The organism is Pseudocitrobacter sp. 2023LY-00077, assembly GCF_055796175.1.
Window position 1 is genome coordinate 138,030 of the sequence record NZ_JBSPEI010000012.1, and the last position, 25,728, is coordinate 163,757.

General features: G+C 53.9%; 24 protein-coding genes and 1 tRNA gene. 15 read left to right on the top strand and 10 right to left on the bottom strand.

Features of this window, described 5'->3' with window-relative positions:
- Window positions 1-138: 138 nt before the first annotated feature.
- Complete coding sequence (pcaG, locus tag ACWWFX_RS16650; protein ID WP_015964529.1) at window positions 139-759, bottom strand: protocatechuate 3,4-dioxygenase subunit alpha; 621 nt, start codon at window positions 757-759, stop codon at window positions 139-141.
- On the bottom strand, window positions 756-1,496 hold the full coding sequence (gene pcaH, locus ACWWFX_RS16655; RefSeq protein WP_473224294.1) for a protocatechuate 3,4-dioxygenase subunit beta: 741 nt from the start codon (window positions 1,494-1,496) through the stop codon (window positions 756-758). Before pcaH ends, pcaG begins: the two co-directional genes overlap by 4 nt.
- 218 nt (window positions 1,497-1,714) lie before the next feature.
- Between pcaH and hglS the strand changes: the two genes are divergently transcribed.
- The 5 genes from hglS to rimL all read left to right on the top strand — a co-directional run bounded on the left by hglS (window position 1,715) and on the right by rimL (window position 8,164).
- Entirely contained in the window at window positions 1,715-3,058 is a 1,344-nt protein-coding gene (gene hglS, locus ACWWFX_RS16660; RefSeq protein WP_473224295.1) for a 2-oxoadipate dioxygenase/decarboxylase HglS, read from the top strand.
- Window positions 3,059-3,098: 40 nt separating this feature from the next.
- Window positions 3,099-4,607: a carboxylesterase/lipase family protein gene (locus ACWWFX_RS16665; protein WP_473224296.1), complete on the top strand. Its 1,509-nt coding sequence runs from the start codon at window positions 3,099-3,101 to the stop codon at window positions 4,605-4,607.
- 147 nt (window positions 4,608-4,754) lie between these two features.
- Window positions 4,755-5,705, top strand: coding sequence for a GlxA family transcriptional regulator (locus ACWWFX_RS16670; protein ID WP_473224297.1), 951 nt, complete (start codon window positions 4,755-4,757; stop codon window positions 5,703-5,705).
- A 183-nt stretch (window positions 5,706-5,888) separates the two neighbouring features.
- A complete protein-coding gene (locus tag ACWWFX_RS16675) occupies window positions 5,889-7,544 on the top strand; it encodes a glucan biosynthesis protein D (RefSeq protein WP_276221394.1) in 1,656 nt (551 codons plus the stop codon).
- 68 nt (window positions 7,545-7,612) lie between these two features.
- A complete protein-coding gene (gene rimL / locus ACWWFX_RS16680) occupies window positions 7,613-8,164 on the top strand; it encodes a 50S ribosomal protein L7/L12-serine acetyltransferase (RefSeq protein WP_473224298.1) in 552 nt (183 codons plus the stop codon).
- On the opposite strand, the gene ydcK is transcribed toward rimL, so the two are convergent.
- Window positions 8,156-9,136, bottom strand: a complete 981-nt coding sequence (ydcK, locus tag ACWWFX_RS16685; protein WP_473224299.1) for a YdcK family protein — start codon at window positions 9,134-9,136, stop codon at window positions 8,156-8,158. The genes rimL and ydcK overlap by 9 nt on opposite strands.
- Before the next feature lie 112 nt (window positions 9,137-9,248).
- Here ydcK and tehA point away from each other — a divergent pair, with 112 nt between their 5' ends.
- The 3 genes from tehA (at window position 9,249) to ACWWFX_RS16700 (ending at window position 11,710) form a co-directional block, all read left to right on the top strand.
- On the top strand, window positions 9,249-10,247 hold the full coding sequence (gene tehA / locus ACWWFX_RS16690; protein WP_473224300.1) for a dicarboxylate transporter/tellurite-resistance protein TehA: 999 nt from the start codon (window positions 9,249-9,251) through the stop codon (window positions 10,245-10,247).
- 2 nt (window positions 10,248-10,249) lie between these two features.
- Window positions 10,250-10,846, top strand: coding sequence for a tellurite resistance methyltransferase TehB (tehB, locus tag ACWWFX_RS16695; protein ID WP_276221556.1), 597 nt, complete (start codon window positions 10,250-10,252; stop codon window positions 10,844-10,846).
- 195 nt (window positions 10,847-11,041) lie between these two features.
- The gene (locus tag ACWWFX_RS16700; RefSeq protein ID WP_276221386.1) at window positions 11,042-11,710 is read left to right on the top strand and encodes a DUF3313 domain-containing protein; all 669 of its coding nucleotides are present in this window, start codon (window positions 11,042-11,044) and stop codon (window positions 11,708-11,710) included.
- A gap of 33 nt (window positions 11,711-11,743) precedes the next feature.
- Here the strand turns inward: ACWWFX_RS16700 and ACWWFX_RS16705 are convergent, their stop codons facing one another.
- Window positions 11,744-12,652 (bottom strand): DMT family transporter, encoded by a 909-nt coding sequence (locus tag ACWWFX_RS16705; RefSeq protein WP_473224301.1) that lies wholly within the window; start codon window positions 12,650-12,652, stop codon window positions 11,744-11,746.
- A gap of 182 nt (window positions 12,653-12,834) precedes the next feature.
- Between ACWWFX_RS16705 and ACWWFX_RS16710 the strand changes: the two genes are divergently transcribed.
- A complete protein-coding gene (locus ACWWFX_RS16710; protein ID WP_473224302.1) occupies window positions 12,835-13,710 on the top strand; it encodes a helix-turn-helix domain-containing protein in 876 nt (291 codons plus the stop codon).
- Here the strand turns inward: ACWWFX_RS16710 and ACWWFX_RS16715 are convergent.
- Window positions 13,687-14,853: a benzoate/H(+) symporter BenE family transporter gene (locus ACWWFX_RS16715; protein ID WP_473224303.1), complete on the bottom strand. Its 1,167-nt coding sequence runs from the start codon at window positions 14,851-14,853 to the stop codon at window positions 13,687-13,689. The genes ACWWFX_RS16710 and ACWWFX_RS16715 overlap by 24 nt on opposite strands.
- Window positions 14,854-14,988: 135 nt before the next feature.
- Between ACWWFX_RS16715 and ACWWFX_RS16720 the strand changes: the two genes are divergently transcribed.
- Both ACWWFX_RS16720 and ACWWFX_RS16725 read left to right on the top strand, forming a co-directional pair.
- A complete protein-coding gene (locus ACWWFX_RS16720) occupies window positions 14,989-15,570 on the top strand; it encodes a helix-turn-helix domain-containing protein (protein WP_473224304.1) in 582 nt (193 codons plus the stop codon).
- Window positions 15,571-15,759: 189 nt separating this feature from the next.
- Window positions 15,760-17,718, top strand: coding sequence for a peptidase U32 family protein (locus ACWWFX_RS16725; RefSeq protein ID WP_473224320.1), 1,959 nt, complete (start codon window positions 15,760-15,762; stop codon window positions 17,716-17,718).
- Window positions 17,719-17,768: 50 nt separating this feature from the next.
- Here the strand turns inward: ACWWFX_RS16725 and ACWWFX_RS16730 are convergent, their stop codons facing one another.
- Genes ACWWFX_RS16730 through ACWWFX_RS16740 form a run of 3 tightly spaced genes read right to left on the bottom strand, consistent with a single transcriptional unit; the run spans window position 17,769 to window position 20,301 of the window.
- Window positions 17,769-17,894 (bottom strand): DUF2474 domain-containing protein, encoded by a 126-nt coding sequence (locus ACWWFX_RS16730; protein ID WP_473224305.1) that lies wholly within the window; start codon window positions 17,892-17,894, stop codon window positions 17,769-17,771.
- The gene (gene cydB, locus ACWWFX_RS16735) at window positions 17,894-18,904 is read right to left on the bottom strand and encodes a cytochrome d ubiquinol oxidase subunit II (RefSeq protein ID WP_473224306.1); all 1,011 of its coding nucleotides are present in this window, start codon (window positions 18,902-18,904) and stop codon (window positions 17,894-17,896) included. Before cydB ends, ACWWFX_RS16730 begins: the two co-directional genes overlap by 1 nt.
- Complete coding sequence (locus ACWWFX_RS16740; RefSeq protein ID WP_276221373.1) at window positions 18,904-20,301, bottom strand: cytochrome ubiquinol oxidase subunit I; 1,398 nt, start codon at window positions 20,299-20,301, stop codon at window positions 18,904-18,906. Before ACWWFX_RS16740 ends, cydB begins: the two co-directional genes overlap by 1 nt.
- A 249-nt stretch (window positions 20,302-20,550) precedes the next feature.
- Here ACWWFX_RS16740 and ACWWFX_RS16745 point away from each other — a divergent pair.
- A tRNA-Glu gene (locus tag ACWWFX_RS16745) sits at window positions 20,551-20,626 on the top strand.
- A 10-nt stretch (window positions 20,627-20,636) separates the two neighbouring features.
- On the opposite strand, the gene rcnR is transcribed toward ACWWFX_RS16745, so the two are convergent.
- Complete coding sequence (rcnR, locus tag ACWWFX_RS16750; protein WP_231827328.1) at window positions 20,637-20,909, bottom strand: Ni(II)/Co(II)-binding transcriptional repressor RcnR; 273 nt, start codon at window positions 20,907-20,909, stop codon at window positions 20,637-20,639.
- Between the two features lie 123 nt (window positions 20,910-21,032).
- On the opposite strand from rcnR, the gene ACWWFX_RS16755 reads away from it, so the two are divergent.
- The gene (locus ACWWFX_RS16755; protein ID WP_473224307.1) at window positions 21,033-21,902 is read left to right on the top strand and encodes a nickel/cobalt efflux protein RcnA; all 870 of its coding nucleotides are present in this window, start codon (window positions 21,033-21,035) and stop codon (window positions 21,900-21,902) included.
- 458 nt (window positions 21,903-22,360) lie between these two features.
- Here the strand turns inward: ACWWFX_RS16755 and ACWWFX_RS16760 are convergent, their stop codons facing one another.
- Window positions 22,361-22,558, bottom strand: a complete 198-nt coding sequence (locus ACWWFX_RS16760) for an ECs_2282 family putative zinc-binding protein (protein ID WP_276221367.1) — start codon at window positions 22,556-22,558, stop codon at window positions 22,361-22,363.
- A 328-nt stretch (window positions 22,559-22,886) separates the two neighbouring features.
- Between ACWWFX_RS16760 and ACWWFX_RS16765 the strand changes: the two genes are divergently transcribed.
- On the top strand, window positions 22,887-24,299 hold the full coding sequence (locus ACWWFX_RS16765) for an aminotransferase-like domain-containing protein (protein ID WP_456145511.1): 1,413 nt from the start codon (window positions 22,887-22,889) through the stop codon (window positions 24,297-24,299).
- Window positions 24,300-24,572: 273 nt separating this feature from the next.
- On the top strand, window positions 24,573-25,718 hold the full coding sequence (gene ydcS, locus ACWWFX_RS16770) for a putative ABC transporter substrate-binding protein YdcS (protein ID WP_473224308.1): 1,146 nt from the start codon (window positions 24,573-24,575) through the stop codon (window positions 25,716-25,718).
- The last annotated feature ends 10 nt before the right edge of the window (window positions 25,719-25,728 follow it).

The following is a 25,728-nucleotide window of genomic DNA, read 5'->3' on the forward strand; positions in this document are numbered from 1 at the left end:
ATTTGATAACCTGATAGCAAATTATTATTAACATTTGATCTAATTGAGTTACAAGAAATTTCTGACGCAGCGCAGGGATTGATGGGAAAAGAAAGCCCGGCAAACGCAGCGATCGCAGCGATGCCGGGCACAGGAGGATTAAAGATCAAAAAAGACGGTTTCCTTATCACCCTGTAGATAGATATCAAAACGGTACACGGTCTCATTACCGCGCGTCTCTTTTTGGGCGATGAGCGTCTGGCGGCGAACTTCCCACTCAATCAGATTCAGTACCGGATCGGTCTGATTTGCGGCCTGTTCATCGGCAAAGTACATCCGCGTATTGAGGCCAATATTGATGCCGCGCGCGGCTATCCACAGATTAACGTGCGGTGCCATCATGCGACCATCGCGACCCACTACCGGGCCGGGTTTGATGGTTTCGAAGCGCCAGATGCCGCTATCAAAATCAGAGCAGGCGCGACCCCAGCCACGGAAATCGGCATCCAGCGCTTTGCCTTCCTGTCTGTCTGCCGGGTGGTTATAGCGTCCGTTGGCGTTCGCCTGCCAAATCTCCAGCAGGACATCGCGCACCGGCGTGCCTGAACCATCCAGTACACGCCCTTCAATGGTAATGCGCTCGCCCTGAGTATGGCTATTGACCAGTACCGGGCCGAAATTTTTTTCGAAAATATGGAACCCGGCGGCATCAGGCGCGAGGCCGATGTGAACATATGGGCCCGCCGTCTGTGAGGCCGTTTCCTGTAAATACTCTTTCATCGCGTAGCCCCCTGAGTGCGGTTTTCAAACAGTGTTGCACGTTGCCCGCGCAGTACCAGATCAAAGCGATATGCCAGACAATCCAGCGGAATCGCGGCATGTGTATCCAGCTCGGCAATCAGCGTACGGATGGCATCATCGTTATTGATAGTTTTGACGATAGGGCACTGTTTGATCAGCGGGTCGCCTTCGAAATACATCTGGGTCACCAGACGTTGTGCAAAGGCATCGCCTGACAGCGAAAAGTGAATATGCGAAGGACGCCAGTCGCTCGCCTGATTACGCCACGGATACGGGCCTGGCTTGATGGTACGGAAGAAGTAGTAGCCGTTTTCATCCGTCAGCACGCGGCCGCAGCCGCCAAAATTGGGGTCGATGGGCGCCAGATACTGATCTTTTTTATGGCGATAGCGGCCGCCGGCGTTGGCCTGCCAGACTTCAACCAGCGTGTTTTTCATCGGGCGGCCAAACCCATCGCGCACATAGCCGTGAACGATGATGCGTTCGCCAATCGGCAGGCCGTCTTTGGCATAGTTCAGGATCAAATCGTTGTCCTGAGGACCCAGATCGTCGCTGGAAAAAACCGGGCCGGTGATTTCTGACAGTGAGTTTTGCAGGGAGATAAGCGCATTACGCGGCGAGCGCAGCACGCTGGTTTTGTAGCCCGGCGCAAACGCGGGCGGGTGACTGCTATAGTCGCGATGGATAACTTCTTGCGGTGACCATTTCGTGCTCATAGGGTGGCTCCGTGTAGGGTGTTGTTTTTGTCGCCACAATGAGTGTGTGTAAATTCAATGTTAATTTAAAGTGAATTTAAGGTGTTTATTTAATAACCTCAGGTTATACCTCTCCGTTTCGCTTACAGCGTCATGCCGATCACACTTTCCAAATTCTTGCCACGCAGTGTCACGAGCTTTTCTACACTCCAGAATATATTCACTGGAGGCATGACATCATGGCGCAAAGCATCACGGCAGATGAGATTCGGGAAGATTTTTCGCAGGCGATGTCGGCAATGTATCAGCAGGAAGTGCCGCAGTACGGCACATTGCTGGAGCTGGTTGCAGACGTGAATCTGGCGGTACTGGAAAATAACACGCGCCTGCATGAACAAATGGTGAATGCGGATGAACTGGCTCGGCTTAACGTTGAGCGTCATGGGGCGATTCGCGTCGGCACGGCTGAGGAGCTGTCGATGCTGCGGCGCATGTTCGCCATTATGGGGATGTACCCGGTTAGCTATTATGATCTCTCTCAGGCGGGCGTACCGGTACACTCCACAGCCTTTCGTCCGGTAGATGATGCGGCGTTGTCGCGCAATCCATTTCGTGTGTTTACCTCGCTCTTACGCCTTGAATTAATTGACGATCCCGCGCTCAGGCAGCGGGCTGCTGAGATTTTACAGCAGCGTGATATTTTTACCCCGCGTTGCCGCGAACTGATTGCGCTCCATGAAGCGCGGGGCGAGTTTACGGCGGCACAGGCGCAGGATTTTGTCCAGCAAGCGCTGGAAACCTTTCGCTGGCATCAGTCGGCGACGGTCGATCGCGAAACCTATCAGGCGCTGCATCAGCAGCATCGGTTAATTGCCGATGTTGTCTGTTTCCCCGGTTGTCACATCAACCATCTCACGCCGCGCACGCTGGATATCGACCGTGTACAGGCGCTGATGGCGGAATACGGAATTGAACCAAAAGCGGTGATTGAAGGCCCGCCGCGCCGTGATGTTCCGTTGTTATTGCGTCAGACCAGTTTTAAGGCGCTGGAAGAGCCAGTGAAATTTGCCGGTGACGGGCAGGGAACGCATACCGCGCGGTTCGGTGAAATTGAGCAGCGGGGCATCGCGTTAACGCAAAAAGGGCGGGCGCTGTATGACAAATTGCTCAATGAGGCGGGTGTCGGTAGCGATAATCTGACCCATCAACTGCATTTACAGGATGTGTTCAAGGCGTTCCCGGATAGCGAATTTTTGCTCCGTCAGCAGGGGCTCGCCTGGTTTCGTTATCGTCTGACGCCCGCAGGGGAAGCACATCGTCAGGCATTTCATCCCGGCGACGATCCGCAGCCGTTAATTGAGCGCGGTTGGGTGATTGCGCAGCCAATTATTTATGAAGATTTCCTGCCGGTCAGCGCGGCGGGGATTTTTCAGTCCAACCTTGGAAACGGCAATTCGACGCGGCATCACGGAAACGCCAGCCGTGATGCCTTTGAACAGGCGCTGGGCTGCCCGGTGCTGGATGAATTTACGCTCTACGAGCAGGCGGAAGCGCGCAGCAAACGGCGTTGCGGTCTGCTCTGAAACAGGTAATCTTGAGGGAGATTGATAAAGGACGGAATCGATGCAAAACCCCTCAACGCCGCTGGCGGAAACCCGCCAGGGCACACTTCTTGGCCTCGTTGATGAGAATATCCACCTCTGGCGAGGCATTCCCTTTGCGCAACCGCCTGTCGGTGCTTTACGCTGGCGTGCGCCGCAGCCCGTTCAACCGTGGAGTGGCGTGCGTCAGGCCGATACTTTCTCTGCTTCCTGCTGGCAGAATATCGACTACTGCCGCGAACTGGGCGGTGGCGATCCGGGGCGCTTCTCGGAAGATTGTCTCTATCTGAATGTCTGGTCGCCAGCCGCGCGTTCAGCTCCTTTACCCGTGATGGTGTGGCTGCACGGTGGCGGGTACACCATTGGTGCGGGCGGTCTGCCGCCGTACGACGGCAAAGCGCTGGCGCAGCGAGATGTGGTGGTGGTGACGGTTAACTATCGGCTCGGGCATTTGGGCTTTTTTGCTCATCCTGCCCTTGAAGGAGAAGACGACGAGCCGTTGAATAACTTTGCCCTGATGGATCAAATCGCCGCGCTACGCTGGGTTCAGCAGAACATCGCGGCATTTGGTGGTGACAGCGATAATGTCACGTTATTTGGCGAGTCTGCGGGCGCGCGCAGCGTGCTGTCACTCATGACATCGCCGAAAGCGGCGGGGCTGTTTCACAAAGCGGTGATCCAGAGTGGCTATACGCTTCCCGATACCCCACGCGAAAAGGCGCTGGAGAAGGGCGTGCAGCTGGCGGCGCACTTTGGCCTGGAGAATGCCAGCTCGGACCAGCTACGTGCGATCCCGCCGGAAAAGTTCTGGCCGCTCGAAGCACCGCTCAATATTGGCCCAACGCCCATCGCCGGAGACGCGGTGCTACCACAGCCCATGCTGGACGTCTTTTTTGCCGGGAAACAGCATGCGATGCCGGTGTTGATTGGTTCGAACAGCGACGAAGCCAGCGTGATGGCGGTGTTTGGTGTTGATCTTGCCGGTGAGATAGAAAAACTCAGGCGAACCCGGCGTCTGGGGCTGGGGCTCATTAAACTGCTCTATCCGGGTGTGAAGGGCGATGAAGAACTCGGGCGTCAGGTGTGCCGGGATATGGCCTTTACCACACTGGGCTATGTGGTGATGCAGGCTCAACAGCGGGTGAATCAACCCTGCTGGCGCTACTGGTTTGATTATGTGGCCGAAGCGGAACACGCGACTTACGCCAACGGCGCGTGGCATGGCAACGAAGTGCCTTACGTTTTTGATACTCTGACGCTGGCAGAACCTGCCCGATTTTACGTCAATGAGCGAGACAGAGCCTTTGCGGCACAGGTGGCCGCTTATTGGGTGAATTTTGCACATCATGCCAGTGCCACCTGCACTGTACTCAATGGCCCCACTCGCTGGCCCGCATCGGTCCAGGGCCGCGATCGGCTACTGCGAATTGGCCTGAATAAGCACGCAGGTTTTAAAGTGGAGAACCGTTTTATGCGTGCGCGGCTGGCGTTGTTTAAGCGGGTGATGAAGCATCATGTGACGCTGGATTGAGCGTTGTATTGACCTTGCGGTCTGTAAGAGGCACTCTACATGTGACTAGCATATAGGGGGCCTCGGGTTGATTGAAAAATCACTCGGGGCTTTTCTCTATCTGCCCTCCTGCAAATGCCAGGACAGATAGCCTTAAAGGAGTTGTTTATGTCAGCGCCGTTGGTGGCCGTAATCGCCACTGAAGGGTTCAGCCCGTTTCACCTCTCCGTACCGGAGATGATTTTTAGCCAAATCCTGCCAGGCGATGCGTTATTTCGTTATGTGGTTTGCGCCGAAAATCCGGGGATAATCCCCTCGAAATCGGGCATGTCAGTATCCGTTGAACACGGGCTCGACACGCTGAATGATGCCGACATTATTATTATCCCATTCTGGGCACATCCCGAAGAAAAACCCTCCGTTGCGCTGCTCAACGCCTTGCTGGCAGCCCGCCTGCGAGGCGCGAATATTGTCGGGCTTTGTCTTGGGACGTATGTGCTTGCCTACGCCGGGCTTCTGGATAACCACCGGGCCGCGACTCACTGGGAGTTTGAAGCGGATTTTACGGCACGTTTCCCCTGCGTACAGCTCGATACCAACTCGCTCTACGTGGATGACGACCATCTGATCACCTCCGCCGGCACGGCTGCCGGGATCGATTGCTGCCTCTATGTACTGCGTAAATATTATGGCAGCGCCGTTGCCAATAAAGTCGCCCGCCGCATGGTGATCCCCCCGTATCGTGAGGGGGGTCAGGCCCAGTTTATTGAATGTGCCGTGCCGAAAAACACCAAAGATAGCCGAATTAATGCTTTGCTGGATTACCTGCGTGGCCATCTTGATAAACCACATGATGTTGATTCACTGGCGAATTTTGTTTCGATGGCGCGGCGTACCTTTACCCGCAACTTCACCCGAGCAACGGGTGTATCGCCGGTGGAATGGTTGCAGGTTGAACGTCTGCGCTACAGCCAGACGTTGCTGGAATCAACGGACCATAGCGTGGAAATGATCGCCAGTTTGTCAGGGTTTAACTCGCCGGTTTCTTATCGTCAGGGATTTAAACAACGGTTTGGCGTGAGTCCGAGTGAGTGGCGCAAGATGTTTCGTGGTAAATAACGTTTTTTATACACAAATTTACACCTTATTCAGTCTCTTCCCCTCGACAGAATCTTTTTGCGCCAGTCAGAACAATTTATCGCGCCAACAATTGGATTATTAATCGATTTTGTCTAGAGTGGTCGGACTTAACGACGTAACCGTTTACCGCATTCTTCTCTTAAAAAGGACGCTTTCTCAGGCATGAACCGCAGACACTTTCTTAAATCATCAATGGCTGTTGCCGCCGTGTGCGGGACATCCGGTGTAGCCTCCCTTTTTTCTCAGGCTGCGTTAGCGCAGGAGTCGGATATTGCGGACGGCCAGACCCGTCGTTTCGACTTTTCCGTGCTGCAGTCTATGGCACACGATCTCTCCCGTCAGCCATGGGGCGGCGCGCCGCGTCCGTTGCCGGAGACGCTGGCGAACATGACGCCGCAGGCCTACAACAGCATTCAATATGATGCCGCACATTCTCTGTGGAACAACGTTGACGATCGCCAGTTAGACATCCAGTTCTTCCACGTGGGGATGGGGTTCCGCCGTCGCGTGCGGATGTTCTCCGTGGATGCCGCGACGCAGCAGGCGCGCGAAGTGCATTTCCGTCCGGAACTGTTTAAATACACCGACACGGGCGTTGATACCAAACAGCTGGAAGGGCAGACCGACCTCGGATTTGCCGGGTTCCGCGCGTTCAAAGCGCCGGAGCTGGCGCGTCGCGATATCGTTTCTTTCCTTGGCGCGAGCTACTTCCGCGCAGTCGACAGTACTTATCAGTACGGTTTGTCCGCCCGAGGGCTGGCGGTGGATACCTACACCGACAGTCTGGAAGAGTTCCCGGACTTCACCTCGTTCTGGTTTGAAACGGTGAAACCCGGGGCAACCGTCTTTACGGTTTACGCGCTGCTCGACAGCCCAAGCGTGACCGGCGCGTATAAGTTCATCATCAACTGTGCGGAAAGCCAGGTGATCATGGACGTCGAAAATCATATCTACGCGCGTAAAGACATCAAACAGCTGGGTATCGCCCCGATGACCAGTATGTTCAGCTGCGGCAATAATGAACGCCGCGTCTGTGACACCATCCACCCGCAAATTCATGACTCCGATCGTCTGGCAATGTGGCTGGGTAACGGTGAGTGGATTTGCCGTCCGCTGAATAACCCACAGAAACTGCAATTCAACGCTTATCAGGACAAAAACCCGAAAGGCTTTGGCTTGTTGCAACTGGATCGCGATTTCACGCACTATCAGGACATCATGGGTTGGTACAACAAGCGCCCGAGTCTGTGGGTTGAGCCGCGTAATCAGTGGGGCAAAGGGGCCGTCAGCTTGATGGAAATCCCGACCACCGGTGAAACGCTGGATAACATTGTTTGCTTCTGGCAGCCGGAAAAACCGGTGAAAGCGGGCGATACGCTTAACTTCAGCTACCGTCTCTACTGGAGCGCGATGCCGCCGGTGCGTTCACCGCTGGCCCGCGTGATGGCGACCCGTACCGGTATGGGCAGTTTCCCGGAAGGCTGGGCACCGGGCGAGCATTACCCGGAAAAATGGTCACGTCGTTTTGCTATCGATTTCGTTGGCGGCGATTTGAAAGCGGCCGCACCGAAAGGTATCGAGCCGGTCATTACGCTCTCCAGCGGGGAAGCCAAACAAATTGAGATCCTCTATGTGGAACCGTTCGACGGCTACCGCATTCTCTTTGACTGGTATCCGACCTCCGATTCAACCGACCCGGTTGATATGCGTATGTTCCTGCGCTGTCAGGGTGATGCCATCAGTGAAACCTGGTTGTATCAGTATTTCCCGCCCGCGCCGGATAAACGTCAGTACGTTGATGACCGCGTGATGAAGTAATCGAGCAAACTGTAACCTGTAGGCCGGATAAGCGAAGCGCCATCCGGCTTTTTTATTGAGGAAACACCATGCCTTCGCAGGAGATTATCCCGGTTAGCCCTACGTTGAGCCTCCACGCGGTTGATGAAAGCCACGTACCGGCGCTGCATCAGTTGGTTATCAAAAACAGAGACTGGCTTTCTGCGTCTATGAACTGGCCGCTTTTGGTCACAAGCGAGCAGGATACGCGCCAGCATGTGCTGGGCAATATGATGCTGCATCAGCGCGGCATCGTGAAAATGTTTATGATTTTCGAACATGATACGCTGGTGGGTGTACTGTCGTTTAATCAGATTGAACCGACCAACAAGACCGGTTATATCGGTTACTGGCTGGATGAGTCTGAGCAAGGCAAAGGCATTCTTTCCGCCTCGTTGCAGGCGTTTATTGACTACTTTGTACAACGCGGCGAAGTCCGACGCTTCGTCATTAAATGCCGCGTGGATAACGCGCGCAGCAATCAGGTTGCCTTACGTAACGGGTTTAGCCTCGAAGGCTGTCTGAAGCAGGCGGAATTTCTCAACGGCGTTTATTACGATCAAAATATCTACGCACGGATTATCGACAACGCGTCAAAGTGATCCTAACAGCGGCGTGCGCGTAATACGCTGCTCGCCGCGGATCACCGCGCGTCCGCGCAAATGAATGACGTCATCACCAAAGGCTTCGACAACGGCATCACCTTCAATCTCAACATGATGCTCGATCACCACATCGCCGCGAATACGGGCATGCCCGTAAATCAATACGTTATCGTCGAGCAGAATTGGGCCGCCCTGAAGCCAGGCGTGACCGCCGACGCGCACGTGATGTTTCAACAGGCAATTGCCTTCAATGACCGCATTTTCAGCCACCTGCGAGCTGTATCGCAGGGTGGGGATGGCGTCTTCACCGGCCCCGGCTACCACCCGTGCGTTGCCATACACTTTCGCGCAGTCGCAGACCCAGACGTCATTTTCTTCGTTGCCTTCCAGCAGGGCGCGTTCGAAAATTTCTGCCCGATGTTCAACAAAAGCATGATTCACAATCGCTTCACCATAAATTTGTGCCTGGTGAACAATTCGCGAGCGGCTCACCGTCGCGTGGTCGTAAATCTGAAGCACTTGATCGTTATCAGGCGTCAACCCCTGGGCGGCAATCACCTGGCTATGGTGTAAAACGCGCGCGTTGCCAAACAGGTGACAATATCCGCGAACGGTGGATGCCTGCACGGTGACGTTGTCACTTATCAGGGCGTAATGACTGATTTTACTGTAATCGATCCAGGCCTCTCCGCGGATATGCGCATGATGGCTGACTTCGCAAGGCTGCGTCAGGCGAGCGTTTCCTTCGATATGCGCGCCTGCAAATACCACGCTGTTTTCATCGTAGATCCAACAATCGCCTTGCTGACTGAGCGCATTTTCGTCGTCTATCCAACCGCCCGCGCTGCCTGCGGTAACGTCGGCAAAGTCACGCAGGGCGACGATTTGCCGCACCACAACGTTGCGTTTATCGCCATTTTCCGTAAACGAGTGTGTGCGGGTCTGTTCGCTAAGGCGGTATTTTTTCATCGGTTATTCTCATTGCTTCGCACTAAGATAAACGTAGCAAATATTGCAGGTAGCGGGCATTTAAAGATTACTTTAAAATGCATCTTCAAAATTAGTTGATAATATAAACAAAATGAAGAATTCGAAGTGTGAGAGCAAGGTGTTGAATTTACCCGCTGGCTATTTTGGCATGGTGTTGGGGACCATCGGGATGGGGTTTGCCTGGCGCTACGCCAGCACGATTTGGCCGGTGAGCCGGGCGATTGGCGACGGTCTGGTGATTCTGGCCATCGTTATGTGGAGCCTGCTGGCGCTGGCGTTTATCAGCCGGGCGATACGCTTTCCGCATAGCGTCATTGACGAAATGCGGCATCCGATTGCCAGCAGCTTTGTCAGCCTGTTTCCGGCAACAACGATGCTGGTGTCAATTGGCGTTACGCCGTGGGACAGACCGATTGCGCTGGTGTTGTTTGCCGTGGGGGTCACGCTGCAACTGGGTTATGCCGCCTGGCAAACGGCGGGGCTGTGGCGCGGAGAACATCCCGAAGGCGCCACCACGCAGGGGCTCTATTTACCGACCGTGGCGAATAACTTTATCAGCACCATGGCCTGCGGCGCGCTGGGTTTTAACGACGCCGGGCTGGCGTTTCTGGGGGCGGGCGTAATTTCATGGATTACGCTCGAACCGGCTATCGTTCAGCGCTTGCGTAGCGGTGGCGAATTGCCGATGCCGCTGCGTACTTCACTGGGGATTCAACTTGCCCCGGCGCTGGTGGCCTGTAGCGCATGGCTGAGCGTCAACGGCGGGCATGCTGATGTCTTCGCCAAAATGCTGTTTGGTTATGGCCTGCTGCAACTGCTGTTTATGCTGCGCCTGATGCCCTGGTATCTGCGTCAGGCTTTTAATGCGTCGTTCTGGAGCTTCTCGTTTGGTATCTCCGCGCTTGCCACGACGGCGCTGCATTTGGGCCATGCCAGTGGCGTCGGTTTCTACCATCACCTGGCGTTGCCGATGTTTATCTTTACCAATTTTATTATTGGCCTGTTATTGATACGCACGCTGGTGTTACTGCTTCAGGGGAAACTGCTGGTCCGTGTTGACCGTTCTGTCTTAGAGAAAAGTAAGGATTGATGATGACGATTCGTGATGAAAACTACTTTAGCGAAAAATATGGCCTGACCCGCACGCATTCCGAGGTGCTGGAGGCGGCGAAAGTGATTACGCCGGGTAAAACGTTGGATCTCGGCTGCGGTAACGGGCGTAACGCGCTCTACCTTGCCGCAAACGGTTTTGACGTTACGGCATGGGATAAGAATCCGGCAAGCATCAATAACCTGGAATCCATCCGCCGTGAAGAAGGGCTGGAGAATTTACAATCGGCAATTAAGGATCTCAATGCACTGAGCTTTGAAGGGGAGTACGACTTTATTCTTTCGACCGTTGTGATGATGTTCCTGCAACCGGAAACGATTCCTGGTTTGATTGCGAATATGCAGCGTTGTACGCAGCCCGGCGGATATAACCTGATTGTCGCAGCGATGGATACTGAAGACTATCCTTGTACCGTAGGTTTCCCTTTTGCGTTTAAAACGGATGAGCTACGTCACTACTATGCAGGCTGGAACTTACTTAAATATAACGAGAATCCAGGTGAACTGCACCGTACTGATGCCAATGGCAATCGCATTAAACTGCGTTTTGCCACAATGCTGGCGCAAAAAACGGCATAACGGCTAAAAGTCCCACTATTCCCTTTTTCTTATCATAAATTACCGGCTAAAAATTACGCCGGTAATTTTTTATTCGCCTGCTAACTAATTATTTTTTTTCTATAAATTGCGAGCGACAACCATTTTTGCAACAACAGGCAGTTCATTCCTTTGCTATAACTCTTTTGAAATCGTACCTCTATCAGGATTAAACCCATGCGTACTCATACGTTCTTCAAAGTTGCGGCCCTTGCTGGCGTTATTGCTCTGTCTGGTTGTGCGTCGAAAGTCGCGGAACCTACGCAGTATTCCGGCTTTTTAAAAGATTATTCGAATCTGCAGGAAACCACCTCCGCAACGGGCAAACCGACCCTGCGTTGGGTGGATCCTAATTACAATCCTAAAAATTATGACAGCATTGTTTATAACCCTGTGGTCTATTATCCGACGCCGAAACCGAGCACCCAGATTGGCCAAAAAGCGCTGGATGATATTCGTACTTACACCGATCAACAGATTAAACAGGCTGTCTCACAGCATAAAAAAATCGTTGCCACCCCAGGGCCACGTAGCCTGATCTTCCGTGGTGCAATTACCGCCGTCGATTCGAGTAATGAAGGGCTCCAGTTCTACGAAGTGGTGCCAATTGCGTTAGTGGTTGCCGGTACCCAAATGGCGACCGGTCACCGTACGATGGATACCCATCTTTTCTTCGAGGGTGAGTTGATCGATGCGGCAACCAATAAACCGGTGGTGAAAGTAGTGCGTAAAGGCGAAGGGAAAGATCTCAACAATGAGAATACCCCGATGACGCTGCAAACCCTGAAAAAGACCATCGACGATATGGCGGTGGATGCCGTTAAATTCGACCCGGCAATGAAATAATCGAAAATCGGGTGGCCCAGGCCACCCGATTTTTTACGCCTGTTTCATTTTCAGCCGCGTCTTTAGAAGCCCCGCAGGCACCCGCGCAAACATCACCAGATTCCCGACTAAAATCAGCACCAGCCCGATAATGGCGTTGGCATGCCACTGATAGCCTTCGTACAACGTCGAGAGCGTCAGCGCGACCAGCGGAAACAGTAGCGTGCTGTACGCCGCGTTGCTGGCACCGATTCTGCCTACCAGAGTGAAGTAGGCGCCAAAGGCAATCACCGAGCCAAAAATAGCCAGGTAGAACAGGGCACCCAGATAGCTCGTGGTCCACTGCGGCGTAAAGTTATCGCCGCGTAGCAGAGCGATTGCCCCAATGATCAGCGTGCCGTAGAGCATCGCCCAGCTATTGGTGGTCAGCGTTTCCAGCCCGCGTCGCTGGTGGCGGATACTGAGCATATTGCCCAGCGAGAAGCCGTAGGTGCCAAGGGCACTCAACAGGATCCCCGGTAGCATCGTGCTACTCAGCCCGGATGCCTGAAGATCGTCCCAGAACAGGGTGATAATCCCGACCAGTCCCAGCAGTGCGGCAAGGTAAAAGCGTCCTGGCGGCGTCTGGCGAAAAAAAAGAAAACTGTTGATGGCGTTAAAGAGTACCGCCATCGAGAAAATCACCGATTCCAGCCCGGTGTTAATCCAGCTTGCGGCGGTGTAAAAACACCAGAAGTTAAAGCCGAACACACAACAACCCTGCAAGATGCAAAAAAGATGGTCGCGTAAGGCGAGGCGACGCAGACGGCGAGCCAGGAGCAGAATCGTCAGCATGGTGACGCTGGCAATTGCGAAGCGCCAGAAGATAGACACGGTAGCCGGTACCGGGCCTTGTTGTAAAAAAATGGCGATCCACGTCGTGCCCCAGATGGCGACAACCAGTATGTAGAGCAGTGCGTTCATGCGCGTTCCTCAATAACCCTGAAAAGCGCAGTTTGACGCGTCTTGCTGGGTGGCGCTTGCAGCGCCTTGCCACTGACTTGCAAATTCTTGCGGATTTTTTGTGAGCAAAGTCGAACAACTCTGGCAATCATGGGCGTCGCTACATAGACTAGCTCTATGAATCATCGTGATACAGACCGCCAATGACACATTCCTACGCTACTCTGGAACGCCTGCAAAGTCAGAACGCCGTGCTGCGTGATACGGTTGTGCTTAATTCAGGTATCCAGCTTGCGGCCTGGTATAATAATTGTGACACTGTCACCGTTGAAAGCGATCATCATACGCTGAGTCTTTATGTAGCGGATGGCTATGAAAGCTATCAGAAAACGCCGCACGGATGGAAAAATGGCGGCGGCCCGGACCGCTTCTGCCTGATGCCGCAGGCGTGTGAATCAACGTGGGATATTCGCGGCGACCTCTCTTTCGTGCATCTCTATTGCACTGACCATCATCTGAAACAGATTGGCGAGCAGATCTGGGACCGAAGCCCGACGGCTATTCAGCTTGAGGAAAAATCCTTTGCCGACGACGCTAAAATCACCGCGCTTTATCGTCAGTTTCTGCTGAGCTGCGACTGGCAGCAACCTGCAAACCAACTGACGTTAAGCAGCGCCAGTACACTGCTGTTGACACATCTTATCCAGAATTATGCCTCCGTTCAGTGGCGGCTGCCTGTTGTGACGGGCGGCCTCGCGCCAACGGTGCTGCGCAATGTGCTGGCGTGGATTGACGACAACCTGTCGCAACCGCTGACGCTTGCGGACCTGGCCGCTCAGGCCGCACTCAGCGAATATCATTTTGCGCGTATGTTTCGTCAGTCAACCGGTCTTGCGCCGCACCAGTATGTGATGCAACGACGGATGGATCATGCCGAACAACTGGTGCGCACGACCGCGTTACCGCTGACCGACATCGCGCTGGCCTGCGGGTTTAGCTCGGCCAGCCACTTCAGTAATCGCTTTAAACGCGTGCAGGGCGTTACGCCATCGCAGCTACGCGCGGCGCACCTGCGATAGCAGCGCATAACTTGCGCCACCCAGTATTAACCCCCAGAAAGCCGAGCCGACTCCGGCGAGCGAAAGCCCGCTGGCGGTGACCAAAAAAGTGACCATTGCCGCGTCACGTTCATTCACCTGGTGCAGTGCCTGATACAGACTACCGCTTAGCGTTCCCAGCAACGCCAGCCCTGCCAGCATTTCAATCCAGGCGGCGGGAAGTGATGCCATCAACGCCGTGATTGACCCGCCAAATAGGCCGGCCAACAGATAAAATACGCCGGCAGCGGCAGCGGCACGCCAGCGTTGCATGGCTTGCGGATGGGCATCGGGGCTCTGGCAAATAGCAGCAGTAATCGCGGCGATACAAACGGAGTAAACGCCGAACGGCGCGAACAGTAACGCCAGCGCGCCGGTAAAGACGATCAACGGGGAGGCGGGAATGTGATAGCCCGAAGCCTGTAATGTGGCGAATCCCGGTGCATTCTGCGAGGCCATGGTGACCAGGAAAAAAGGGATACCAACGCTTAACAGCAGCGCGGGAGAAAAATGTGGCGGGATAAATTCAGGCGCAACGAGGGTGAAAGTGAGCGTATTGCGCTGCACCTCGCCACCCAGCCAGGCCACCAGACTACCGACTATCAGGGCTGCCACTACTGCATAACGTGGCGCGAAGACTTTACAGAGAAGCCAGGCAAGCAGCATGCTACCGCAGAGGACAAGGTGATTTTGCAGGCTGGAAAACGCCTGTAACCCGAAGCGCAGTAAGATCCCCGCCAGCATTGCCGCCGCCAGCGAATGTGGAACCCATTTCATTAACTGGGCAAATAACCCGGTCACGCCGCACAATACAATCAGCGCGTTTGCGAAGATAAAAATCCCCACCGCCTCGTTGAGCGTTGCACCCTGTAAGCCACCCACCAGTAGCGCTGCGCCTGGCGTTGACCAGGCCGTTAAGATTGGCGCTTTTTTCCAGAGCGTTAGCGCCAGCGTGCTGATCCCCATTGCCAGCCCTAACGCCGTCATCCATCCGGCAATTTGCGTGGCGTTTGCCCCCGCAGCGGCAGCGGCCTGCCAGATGATTGCGGCTGAGCTGGCGTAGCCCACCAGCACCGCGACGAACCCCGCCATCAGCGTTGGGAAGGGGCAAAAACGAGTGAACATACTGACCTCTTGTGCGTTATAGCGTCCAAAAGAACTGTAGCATTGGGCGTTATAACGCACAAGCAGTGATGATTAGCACAGGTTGTTCAGTAAACCTTTGATATAATAAAGCCGTTTCTGCACTGGAGAGGTGATATGAATATTGCACAACATCTGTCAGCCACGCTGAGATCGCTGCGCCAGCAACGCGAGTGGAGTCTGTCGCGGCTGGCGGAAGAGACCGGCGTGTCCAAAGCGATGCTGGGGCAAATCGAGCGTAATGAATCCAGCCCGACGGTGGCGACGTTGTGGAAAATTGCCACTGGCTTGAATGTACCGTTTTCAGTTTTTATCACGCCACCGCAGGTTGAGGTGCCCGGCGCGTTTGATCCACAGCAGCAGGCGATGGTCGTTACGCCGGTTTTTCCGTGGGACCCGGAACTGTACTTCGATCATTTTTCCATCGTGCTGGCCCCCGGCGCGTTAAGCGAATCGACGCCGCATGAAAAGGGCGTCATTGAGCACGTCGTGGCCATCAGCGGTACGCTCGATATGCGCGTGGCGGGTGTGTGGTGCAGCCTGACGCCAGGGGAAGGTTTACGTTTTGCCGGTGACGAAGCGCATGCTTATCGCAACAGCAGCGACCAGCCCGCGCATTTTCATTCGTTGATTCACTACCCAAAAGAAAAAACCGCAAGCGAGCTTGCGGTGCGTCATAGAGACAGTAATCATCAATAACGTGACGAGGAAATCCGGAATACGCACTCACTGTAATCGGCCCGGTGTGCGCGCGGAAATAGTTAATTCTTCAATACTTTGCCGGAAATGAGAAATTGACCGCGCAGAAGTGGTGGAAAAGTGTTTGGTCTGCGCCAGGATCTGACTACAATAGCCGCCATTTTGACCCCAACGGATAACAACGACAGTATGCGCCTGCAAAACCATCATCTTGAATTACTGAGCCCGGCCCGAGATACGGCGATTGCCCGCGAAGCCATTCTTCACGGTGCGGACGCGGTTTATATCGGTGGCCCTGGCTTTGGTGCTCGCCATAATGCCAGCAACAGCCTGAGTGATATTGCCGAACTGGTGCCTTTCGCCCACCGCTACGGTGCGAAGATTTTTATCACGCTTAATACCATTCTTCATGATGATGAGCTGGAGCCCGCGCAGAAGCTGATTACCGATCTCTACGAGACCGGCGTTGATGCATTGATTGTGCAGGATATGGGCATACTGCAGTTGGATATTCCGCCTATAGAGCTGCACGCCAGTACGCAGTGCGATATCCGCAGCGTTGAGAAAGCGAAATTCCTTTCTGACGTAGGCTTCAGTCAGATCGTGCTGGCGCGCGAGCTGAACCTGCAACAGATTCAGGCAATTCATGAAAGCACTGACGCGACCATCGAATTCTTTATTCATGGCGCGCTGTGTGTGGCCTACTCCGGCCAGTGCAATATTTCTCACGCCCAGACCGGGCGCAGCGCTAACCGTGGTGATTGCTCACAGGCCTGCCGTCTGCCTTATACCCTGAAGGACGATCAGGGGCGTGTGGTGGCGTTTGAAAAACATTTGCTGTCGATGAAAGATAACGATCAAACAGCCAACCTTGGCGCGTTGATTGATGCGGGTGTCCGCTCCTTCAAAATTGAAGGGCGATACAAAGACATGAGCTATGTGAAAAATATCACCGCCCATTATCGCCAGATACTCGATGCGATTATTGAAGAACGCGGCGACCTGGCGCGCGCTTCTGCGGGGCGTACGGAACATTTCTTTATTCCGTCCACCGATAAGACGTTCCATCGCGGCAGTACCGACTATTTCGTTAACGCGCGTAAAGGTGACATCGGTGCCTTTGATTCGCCGAAGTTCGTCGGTCTTCCGGTCGGTGAAGTGCTGAAAGTCAGCAAAGATCACCTGGATGTAGAAGTGACCGAACCGTTAGCCAATGGCGATGGCCTGAACGTGCTGATTAAACGCGAAGTGGTGGGCTTCCGTGCGAATACGGTCGAGAAAACCGGTGAAAACCGTTATCGCGTTTGGCCAAATGAAATGCCTGCCGATCTGTATAAGGTGCGCCCAAATCACGTCCTTAACCGTAACCTTGACCATAACTGGCAGCAGGCGTTACTGAAAACTTCCAGCGAACGCCGCATCGGCGTGGACGTTGAACTGTCGGGCTGGCAGGAGCAACTGGTGTTAACCATGACCAGCGAAGATGGCGTCAGCGTCACCCATACGCTGGATGGCGAATTTGCCCCGGCCAACAATGCGGAAAAAGCGCTGAGCCAGTTGCAGGACGGTATCGCTAAGCTGGGCCAGACCTGTTATTACCCGCGCCGCACCGACGTGCAGTTAGCGGAAGCGTTGTTTGTCCCAAACAGCGTGCTGAATCAGCTGCGTCGTGAAACCGTAGAAATGCTCGAAACGGCGCGCCTGGCAGCGTATCAACGCGGCAGCCGTAAACCGGTCAGTACGCCAGCGCCGGTCTATCCGGAAACGCACCTTAGTTTCCTGGCAAACGTCTACAACCACAAAGCGCGCGAATTCTATCAGACCTTTGGCGTTAAGCTTATTGATGCGGCGTATGAAGCGCATGAAGAGAAGGGTGATGTGCCGGTGATGATCACTAAACACTGCCTGCGTTTTGCCTTTAATTTGTGCCCGAAACAGGCAAAAGGGTCAATCAAGAGCTGGCGCGCTACGCCGATGCAACTGGTTCACGGTGATGAAGTGTTGACGCTGAAGTTTGATTGTCGCCCGTGTGAGATGCATGTCGTCGGGAAAATCAAGAATCACATCCTGAAGATGCCGCTGCCGGGAAGCGTGGTCGGATCGGTCAGCCCGGATGAACTGCTGAAGACGTTGCCTAAGCGTAAGTAAAAGCTAACCCCTCTCCGATATGGAGAGGGGACCGATTGTGTCTCGTATCGTCAGGATTTAAATCCGGCGGCGGTCATCATTAAACGAAATAAATATCCTACCACCGCCAGTGTTAACACGCTTACGCCCCAGATTGCGACCAGCCAGAATAGCCGCTGAAGCCATGATTTTTGCATCAGTGATACCCCTCGCCATGTTGGACTTTCCCGCGGAAGACGTAGTAGCTCCAGAAGGTATAAACCAGAATAATGGGAATAATCAACAGGGCACCAATCAGCATAAAGCCCTGACTTTGCGTCGGCGCAGCCGCCTGCCACAGGGTGATATCGGGCGGAATAATATGCGGCCAGATGCTGATCCCCAGTCCACTAAAACCGAGGAAAATCAGTACCAGCGTCAAGACAAACGGCTGAGCGTGGCATTCCGGGCGGGCCAGCGCGCGCCAGATGACCAGGCTGACGGCCATCACCAGCACGGGAACCGGTAACAGGAACCACAGATTTGGTAGCGTAAACCAGCGCTGCGCAATGGCTGGGTGCGCCAGCGGCGTCCACGCGCTAATCACCGCAATCACCGCCAACAGTGCCAGCAAAAGCCCACCCGCGTGGCGGCGCATAATACGTTGCAATGGATCTTCACTTTTCATGACCAGCCAGGTTGCGCCCAGCAAGGCGTAGGCCACGACCAGTCCCAATCCACAGAACAGCGTAAACGGCGTCAGCCAGTCGAACGGGCCACCGGCGAATGTCCGGTTAACCACCGGAAAACCGTTCAGCACCGCGCCGACCACCACGCCCTGGCTGAACGTCGCCACAATAGAGCCGCCCAGAAAGGCTTTATCCCAGAAAGGGCGATGTGATGGTGTAGCGTTAAAGCGAAATTCAAACGCCACGCCGCGAAAGATCAGGCCGATCAGCATCAACGATAACGGGATAGTCAGCGCGTCAATGATCACCGCATAGGCTAGCGGAAATGCACCAAACAACGCCGCGCCGCCCAACACCAGCCAGGTTTCGTTGCCGTCCCACACCGGGGCGACGCTGTTTACCATCACGTCACGGTCGGCGGCGTTACGGGTGAACGGGAACAAAATACCGATCCCCAAATCAAAGCCATCCATCACGATATACATCAGGGTGGCGAAGACGATAATCACAAACCAGATAATAGAGAGGTCGACGCCCATCAGTGCTGCTCCTGTGAATGCGTAGGGGTAATTGCGGCGGAAAGAGGACGCGCAGGCGTACCCTCAGCGGGTGGGGTGAAATCCTGCGGCCCTTTGCGGATCAGGCGCACCATGTAGCTGTATCCGACGCCGAAGACCGAGCTGTAAACCACAAAAAAAGCCAGCAGACTGATACTCATATGCAAATCACCGTGCGCGGAAACCGCATCCGCCGTGCGCTGTAGACCATAAACGACCCACGGCTGACGCCCCACTTCAGTGGTGACCCATCCGGCCAGAATGGCGATTAAGCCAGATGGCCCCATCAGCAACGCAAACCATAAGAAGGGGCGCGAAACATAGAGACGTTGTTTTTTCCGCAGCCACAGCGCGGCCACGCCTAACAGCAGCATCAGCATGCCAAGACCGGCCATAATGCGAAATGACCAGAAGACGATGGTGGAATTAGGGCGATCCTCTTTGGCAAACTCCTTCAGCGCCGGGACCTGTTTGTCGAGGCTATGGGTGAGGATCAGGCTTCCCAGCGCGGGGATCTCGAGGCCGTAGCGGGTGCGCTCCTGCTCCATATCGGGCCAGCCAAACAGCAACAGCGGCGTAGGCTCACCCGGCGGATTTTCCCAGTGACCTTCAATGGCGGCGATTTTTGCCGGCTGGTGTTTCAGCGTATTCAGACCGTGCATATCACCAATCATGGCCTGAATGGGCGCGACGATAAGCGTCATCCACAGGGCCATCGAAAACATGGTGCGGATAGCGGGGGTGTTATTACCGCGCAGCAGATGCCAGGCCGCAGATGCGCCGACAAACAGGGCGCTGCTCAGGAAAGCCGCCACCGTCATATGTAACAGGCGATAGGGGAATGAAGGGTTGAAGACCACCGCGAACCAGTCAACCGGTACGACCTGACCGTTGACGATCTCGAATCCCTGCGGTGTTTGCATCCAGCTGTTTGACGCGAGGATCCAGAATGTCGAGATAAGCGTACCCAGCGCCACCATACAGGTGGCGAAGAAGTGTAACCCCGGCCCGACTTTATTCCAGCCAAAGAGCATTACGCCGAGGAAGCCTGCTTCGAGGAAAAAGGCGGTCAATACTTCATAGGTCAGCAGCGGGCCGGTAATGCTGCCTGCAAATTGTGAGAATCCGCTCCAGTTGGTACCAAACTGATAGGCCATTACCAGCCCGGAAACGACGCCCATCCCAAAGTTAACGGCAAAAATCTTCGACCAGAAATGGTAGAGCGAACGCCAGACCGGCTGACGGGTTTTGAGCCATAACCCTTCGAGCACCGCCAGATAGCTGGCAAGCCCGATGGTGATGGCGGGAAAGATAATGTGAAAGGAGACGGTGAAGGCGAACTGTATTCGCGCCAGGTGAAACGCATCAAGACCAAACATGCAAAACTCCGCATCAATTTTTGTTCGGTCAAATTGTAAGGTGCGTAACAATCCGGTGACATGTACAGCAAAGCAATGTTTTTAGATAACAGTTGCGTTAACTGTTATACATCCGGGGGAGGATCGTCGTGCGAATGACTGAGCGAAATGTAAGGAAAGTTAAGCTTTTTCGGTTCCGAATTTTTGTTTAACTTTCATTGAAGTAGAGGGGATTACTCTGCCGCTCGTTGTCCAGCATGACAGTACAATCCGCCATTAGCTCAACTGGAAGAGCAGACGATTTTCGATTGGAAGGGACGGGGTTCGAGGCCTCGATGGCGGTCCACATTTCCGGGTTACTTGATATAGGAATCCAGTACCTTCAGCACCACTTCAAGATCTTCTTCACGCTTCAATTCTTCGCCCTGATGAACAATATGTTCCGTCAGATGGCCCTTAATGACTTCGCGCATTAAACCATTCACCGCACCACGGATCGCTGCGATTTGCTGTAACACGGCGGCACATTCATGAGGCTCATCGAGCATTTTTTTGAGCGCCACCACCTGCCCCTGAATCTTGCTGGCACGGGCTTTAAGCTTCTGTTTATCACGAATAGTATGCGACATGCTGATATCTCTCTGACTTAAAATCGATGTCGATTATAGCATTAGCATTCTACTGGGGGGTAGTATTCGGTACTGGGGGGGAGTAGAATTCGGCACGTCCATCTCTAACCAATAATTATTATCATGAACGAATTCACAACACTTCTTCAGCAAGGAAATGCCTGGTTTTTCATTCCGAGTGCCATTTTGCTTGGCGCGCTTCACGGGCTGGAGCCGGGGCATTCGAAAACGATGATGGCGGCTTTTATCATCGCCATTAAAGGCACGGTAAAACAGGCTGCAATGTTGGGGCTGGCGGCGACGCTTTCCCATACCATGGTGGTCTGGTTGATTGCTTTTGGCGGGATGTATATCAGCAATAAGTTTACCGCAGAATCGGCGGAACCGTGGCTGCAACTGGTTTCTGCTGTCATTATTCTGTCGACTGCTTTCTGGATGTTCTGGCGGACCTGGCGCGGTGAGAAAAACTGGTTAGTGCAGATGCAAGAAGAGGGGAACCATCCTCACGACCACGACCACGACCACGACCACGACCACGACCACGACCATCATCACGACGACCACCACCACTCACATGCCGAGTTTGCCGGGCTGGATGTGAACTCCCGGGAGTATCAGGATGCTCATGCCCTGGCGCATGCCTCGGATATTAAGCGTCGGTTCAGCGGTAAAGAGGTGACTAACTGGCAAATTCTGCTGTTCGGTCTGACGGGTGGGTTGATTCCATGCCCGGCCGCAATCACCGTACTGCTTATTTGTATTCAGCTTAAGGCGGTGACGCTGGGGGCAACCCTGGTGGTTTGTTTCAGTATCGGGCTGGCGTTGACACTGGTCACCGTGGGGGTTGGGGCGGCAGTCAGCGTTCGACAGGTCGCCAAACGCTGGCGCGGTTTTGATACCCTGGCCCGCCGCGCGCCTTATTTCTCCAGCGCACTGATTGGCGCTGTTGGGTTATATATGGCGATACACGGCTACCTTGGTGTGATGAATTAACAAAATTGCTGCATTGCGGCGTCACGGGAAATGTACGATTGGGTTTTTACTTAACATTTTGCAATCTTTTTCCTGTGACGCATAGCGCGATTGCCAGAATTAGCAGTTCCGTTTTTACTGCATCCTGTCATATAATTTGCGCCGGTTAACCGACGTGCCATTTTCTTCGTCGGCTAATAAAACCCTTTTCTGATAATTACACATTTTCTTTTGCTGATTTTTTAACCACCCGCAGTGGGCAGTAAGAGTATAAAGAAGTCTGGCTGATATGATCGTTGAATATACATCTTTAATGCACCTAATGATCGCCGCAGGTCAGGGCGTTTTTTTAGGTTTTATTAGCTTTATGTGTGTGCTGCTTATGTTATTGACTCGCAGTAAGAAAACCGCTCCCTCGTTATTCCGTGGGCCAATCAAGAAAAGACATACATACTGGCGCTAAGCGTCAGCACTGACGTTCATCCGTGGCAGTGCAGGGCGTTGCGCAGCAGGTCTGCGGCGGCTTTACGCGCCTGGTTGATCACATCTTCAGGCGTGTACGCGCGGCCGCATTGTTGGCAGCAACAGTTGCTTATCTCTTCTGGCGTGTAAATGACCGTGCCCGGTTTAAATATGGGTTCTTCGCAACCTGGGCATAAATAGGTGTGATCCTGCATAACGCTCCTTAACGCCATATTACCGTCCTCTATAATTCATATCTCATCCGCGCAACTTTTCCAGTCAAGATTTCATTCTTTGCTGATTCTTAATACTTTTTACAAATCCGTACGCTTTAACACAGTGTTATTGTTACTGCGGTAATTGACCATTCCCCATGATGGGTAGTTGTCGAATACCCTCATGATTATTGTTCATTGCGTTTATGTCTAATGCGTACTTCAGAAAAAACGCACTTTCGGACTATTCATAACAGTTACGCGAAAATGAAGTTTTTGTAAAACTGTTATAAGATGCAGGTTACTCAATCGTAAATCGGACAAAGCGATGAAAAAATACCAGCGGCTTGCGCAACAGATGACGGATCAGATAGAGAACGGCGTCTGGCAACCCGGCGACAAGCTACCGTCGCTGCGTGAGCAGGTGGTGAACAGTGGCATGAGTTTTATGACCGTGAGCCACGCTTATCAGTTGCTGGAAAGCCAGGGGCGAATCATCGCCCGCCCGCAGTCGGGCTATTACGTTGCGCCGCGTGCGGTGGTGCAACGTCCCAGCCGCCCGCCCGCGCAGGTGATGCGTGATGAAGCCGTTGATATCAACACCTACATTTTTGAAGTACTACAGGCCAGTCGCGATGCGTCAGTGTTGCCGTTTGCCTCGGCGTTTCCTGACCCACGGCTGTTTCCACTGCCGCAGTTAAACCGCTCGCTGGCGCAGGTAAGCAAAACCGCGACGGCGATGAGCGTGATTGAAAACCTGCCGCCGGGCAATGATGAACTGCGTCACGCTATCGCCCGGCGTTACGCGTTGCAGGGCATAACGGTTTCTCCCGATGAGATAGTGATCACCGCCGGAGCGCTCGAAGCGCTGAATCTGAGCCTGCAGGCGGTGACCGAGCCGGGTGATTGGGTGATCGTTGAAAACCCCTGTTTCTACGGTGCGTTGCAGGCGCTGGAGCGATTGAAACTGAAAGCGCTCTCAGTGGCGACGGATGTGAAAGAAGGTATCGATCTCGACGCGCTGGCGCAGGCGCTGCAAAATTATCCGGTGAAAGCCTGCTGGCTGATGACCAATAGCCAGAATCCGCTGGGTTTCACGCTGTCTCCGGAGAAGAAAGCGCAGCTTGTGGCGTTGCTGACGGCGCACAATGTGACGCTGATAGAAGATGATGTGTACAGTGAGCTCTACTTTGGCCGCGATAAACCCCTTCCTGCGAAGGCGTGGGATCGCGACGATATGACGCTGCACTGTAGCTCTTTTTCCAAGTGTCTGGTGCCGGGCTTCCGGATTGGCTGGGTGGCCGCAGGCAAGCACGCCCGGCGGATTCAGCATTTGCAGTTGATGAGCACGCTCTCAACCAGTTCGCCGATGCAGATGGCGCTGGTGGATTATCTTGCCACCAAACGTTACGACGCGCATTTGCGGCGTCTGCGCCGCCAACTGGCTGAGCGTAAGCAGCTGGCGTGGCAGGCATTGCTGCGTCATCTGCCGCCGGAAGTCAAAATTCATCATAACGACAGTGGCTATTTCCTATGGCTGGAGTTGCCCGCCGGAGTTGATGCCGGCGTGCTCAGCGCGATGGCGCTTGAACATCACATCAGCATTGCACCGGGCAAAATGTTTTCCACCACCGATAACTGGGCGTCTTTTTTCCGTTTTAATACCGCGTGGGGCTGGGGAGAGCGGGAAGATCGCGCAGTGGAAATACTCGGTAAACTCATTCGCCAGCTTCTGAATTAATTTTCGTTATGTTTGAACAATGGCCGTGGGTTATTTTATTCCGCTGCGGTCATAGGAAATTCGCATAGCCGCACCACGCCCTAACTCCTTGTCTATAATCCATATTCTAAGCAGGTCATCCTTTCAGATACGCGGAATGCGTACTTTGTCACAACCTGCACAAATTTCTTCGCGCGCCCGCGAGGCCTTGAGTTGCGCCATCTATTTTTAGTGAGGGAGATATTTTTACGGCACGGCTGCCGCTCAATTTCATTGTGACAGGAGTAAATCTTTATGAACAAGAAATTTGCCTGCAGCAGCCTGTGCGCGCTCGGGATGACTATCGCTGTGGCGCACGCCGCCGAACCGCCTAAATCACTCGATAAAGGAGAAGGGCGTTTGGATATTATCGCCTGGCCGGGTTACATCGAACGGGGCGAAACGGATAAACAGTACGATTGGGTGAGCCAGTTTGAAAAAGAGAGCGGCTGCAAAATTAACGTTAAAACCGCCGCGACGTCAGATGAAATGGTGAGCCTGATGGCGAAGGGTGGCTATGACCTTGTCACCGCGTCTGGCGACGCCTCGCTGCGCCTGATTATGGGCAAACGCGTGCAGCCGATTAATCCTGAACTGATCGCTAACTGGAAAACCCTCGACCCGCGTCTGGAAAAAGGCGCCTGGTTTAACGTCGGTGGCAAAGTATACGGTACGCCGTATCAGTGGGGGCCAAACCTGCTGATGTATAACACCAAAATATTCCCGACGCCGCCGGATTCCTGGAACGTTGTCTTTGTGAAACAGAATCTGTCGGATGGCAAATCCAACCAGGGCCGCGTTCAGGCCTACGATGGCCCGATTTATATCGCCGATGCCGCGTTGTTCGTGAAAGCCACGCAACCGGCGCTGGGTATTGACGATCCTTATCAACTGACCGAAGAACAGTATCAAGCGGTGCTGAAAGTACTGCGCGATCAGCATGGGTTAATCCACCGCTACTGGCACGATACAACCGTCCAGATGAGCGACTTTAAAAACGAAGGCGTGGTGGCGTCCAGCGCGTGGCCGTATCAGGCTAACGGCCTGAAGGGCGAAGGCCAGCCGATTGCCACTGTCTTCCCGAAAGAAGGCGTCACCGGCTGGGCGGATACCACCATGCTGCATGCCGAGGCGAAACATCCGGTTTGTGCGTACAAGTGGATGAACTGGTCGTTGACGCCAAAAGTTCAGGGTGACGTGGCGGCCTGGTTTGGCTCGCTGCCGGTGGTAGCAGAAGGCTGTAAAGCCAGCCCGCTGCTGGGGGACAAAGGCTGTGAAACCAACGGCTATAACTTCTTCGACAAAATTGCATTCTGGAAAACGCCGGTGGCGGAAGGCGGGAAATATGTGCCTTACAGCCGCTGGACGCAGGATTATATCGCCATTATGGGTGGCCGCTGATCGCCCGGGA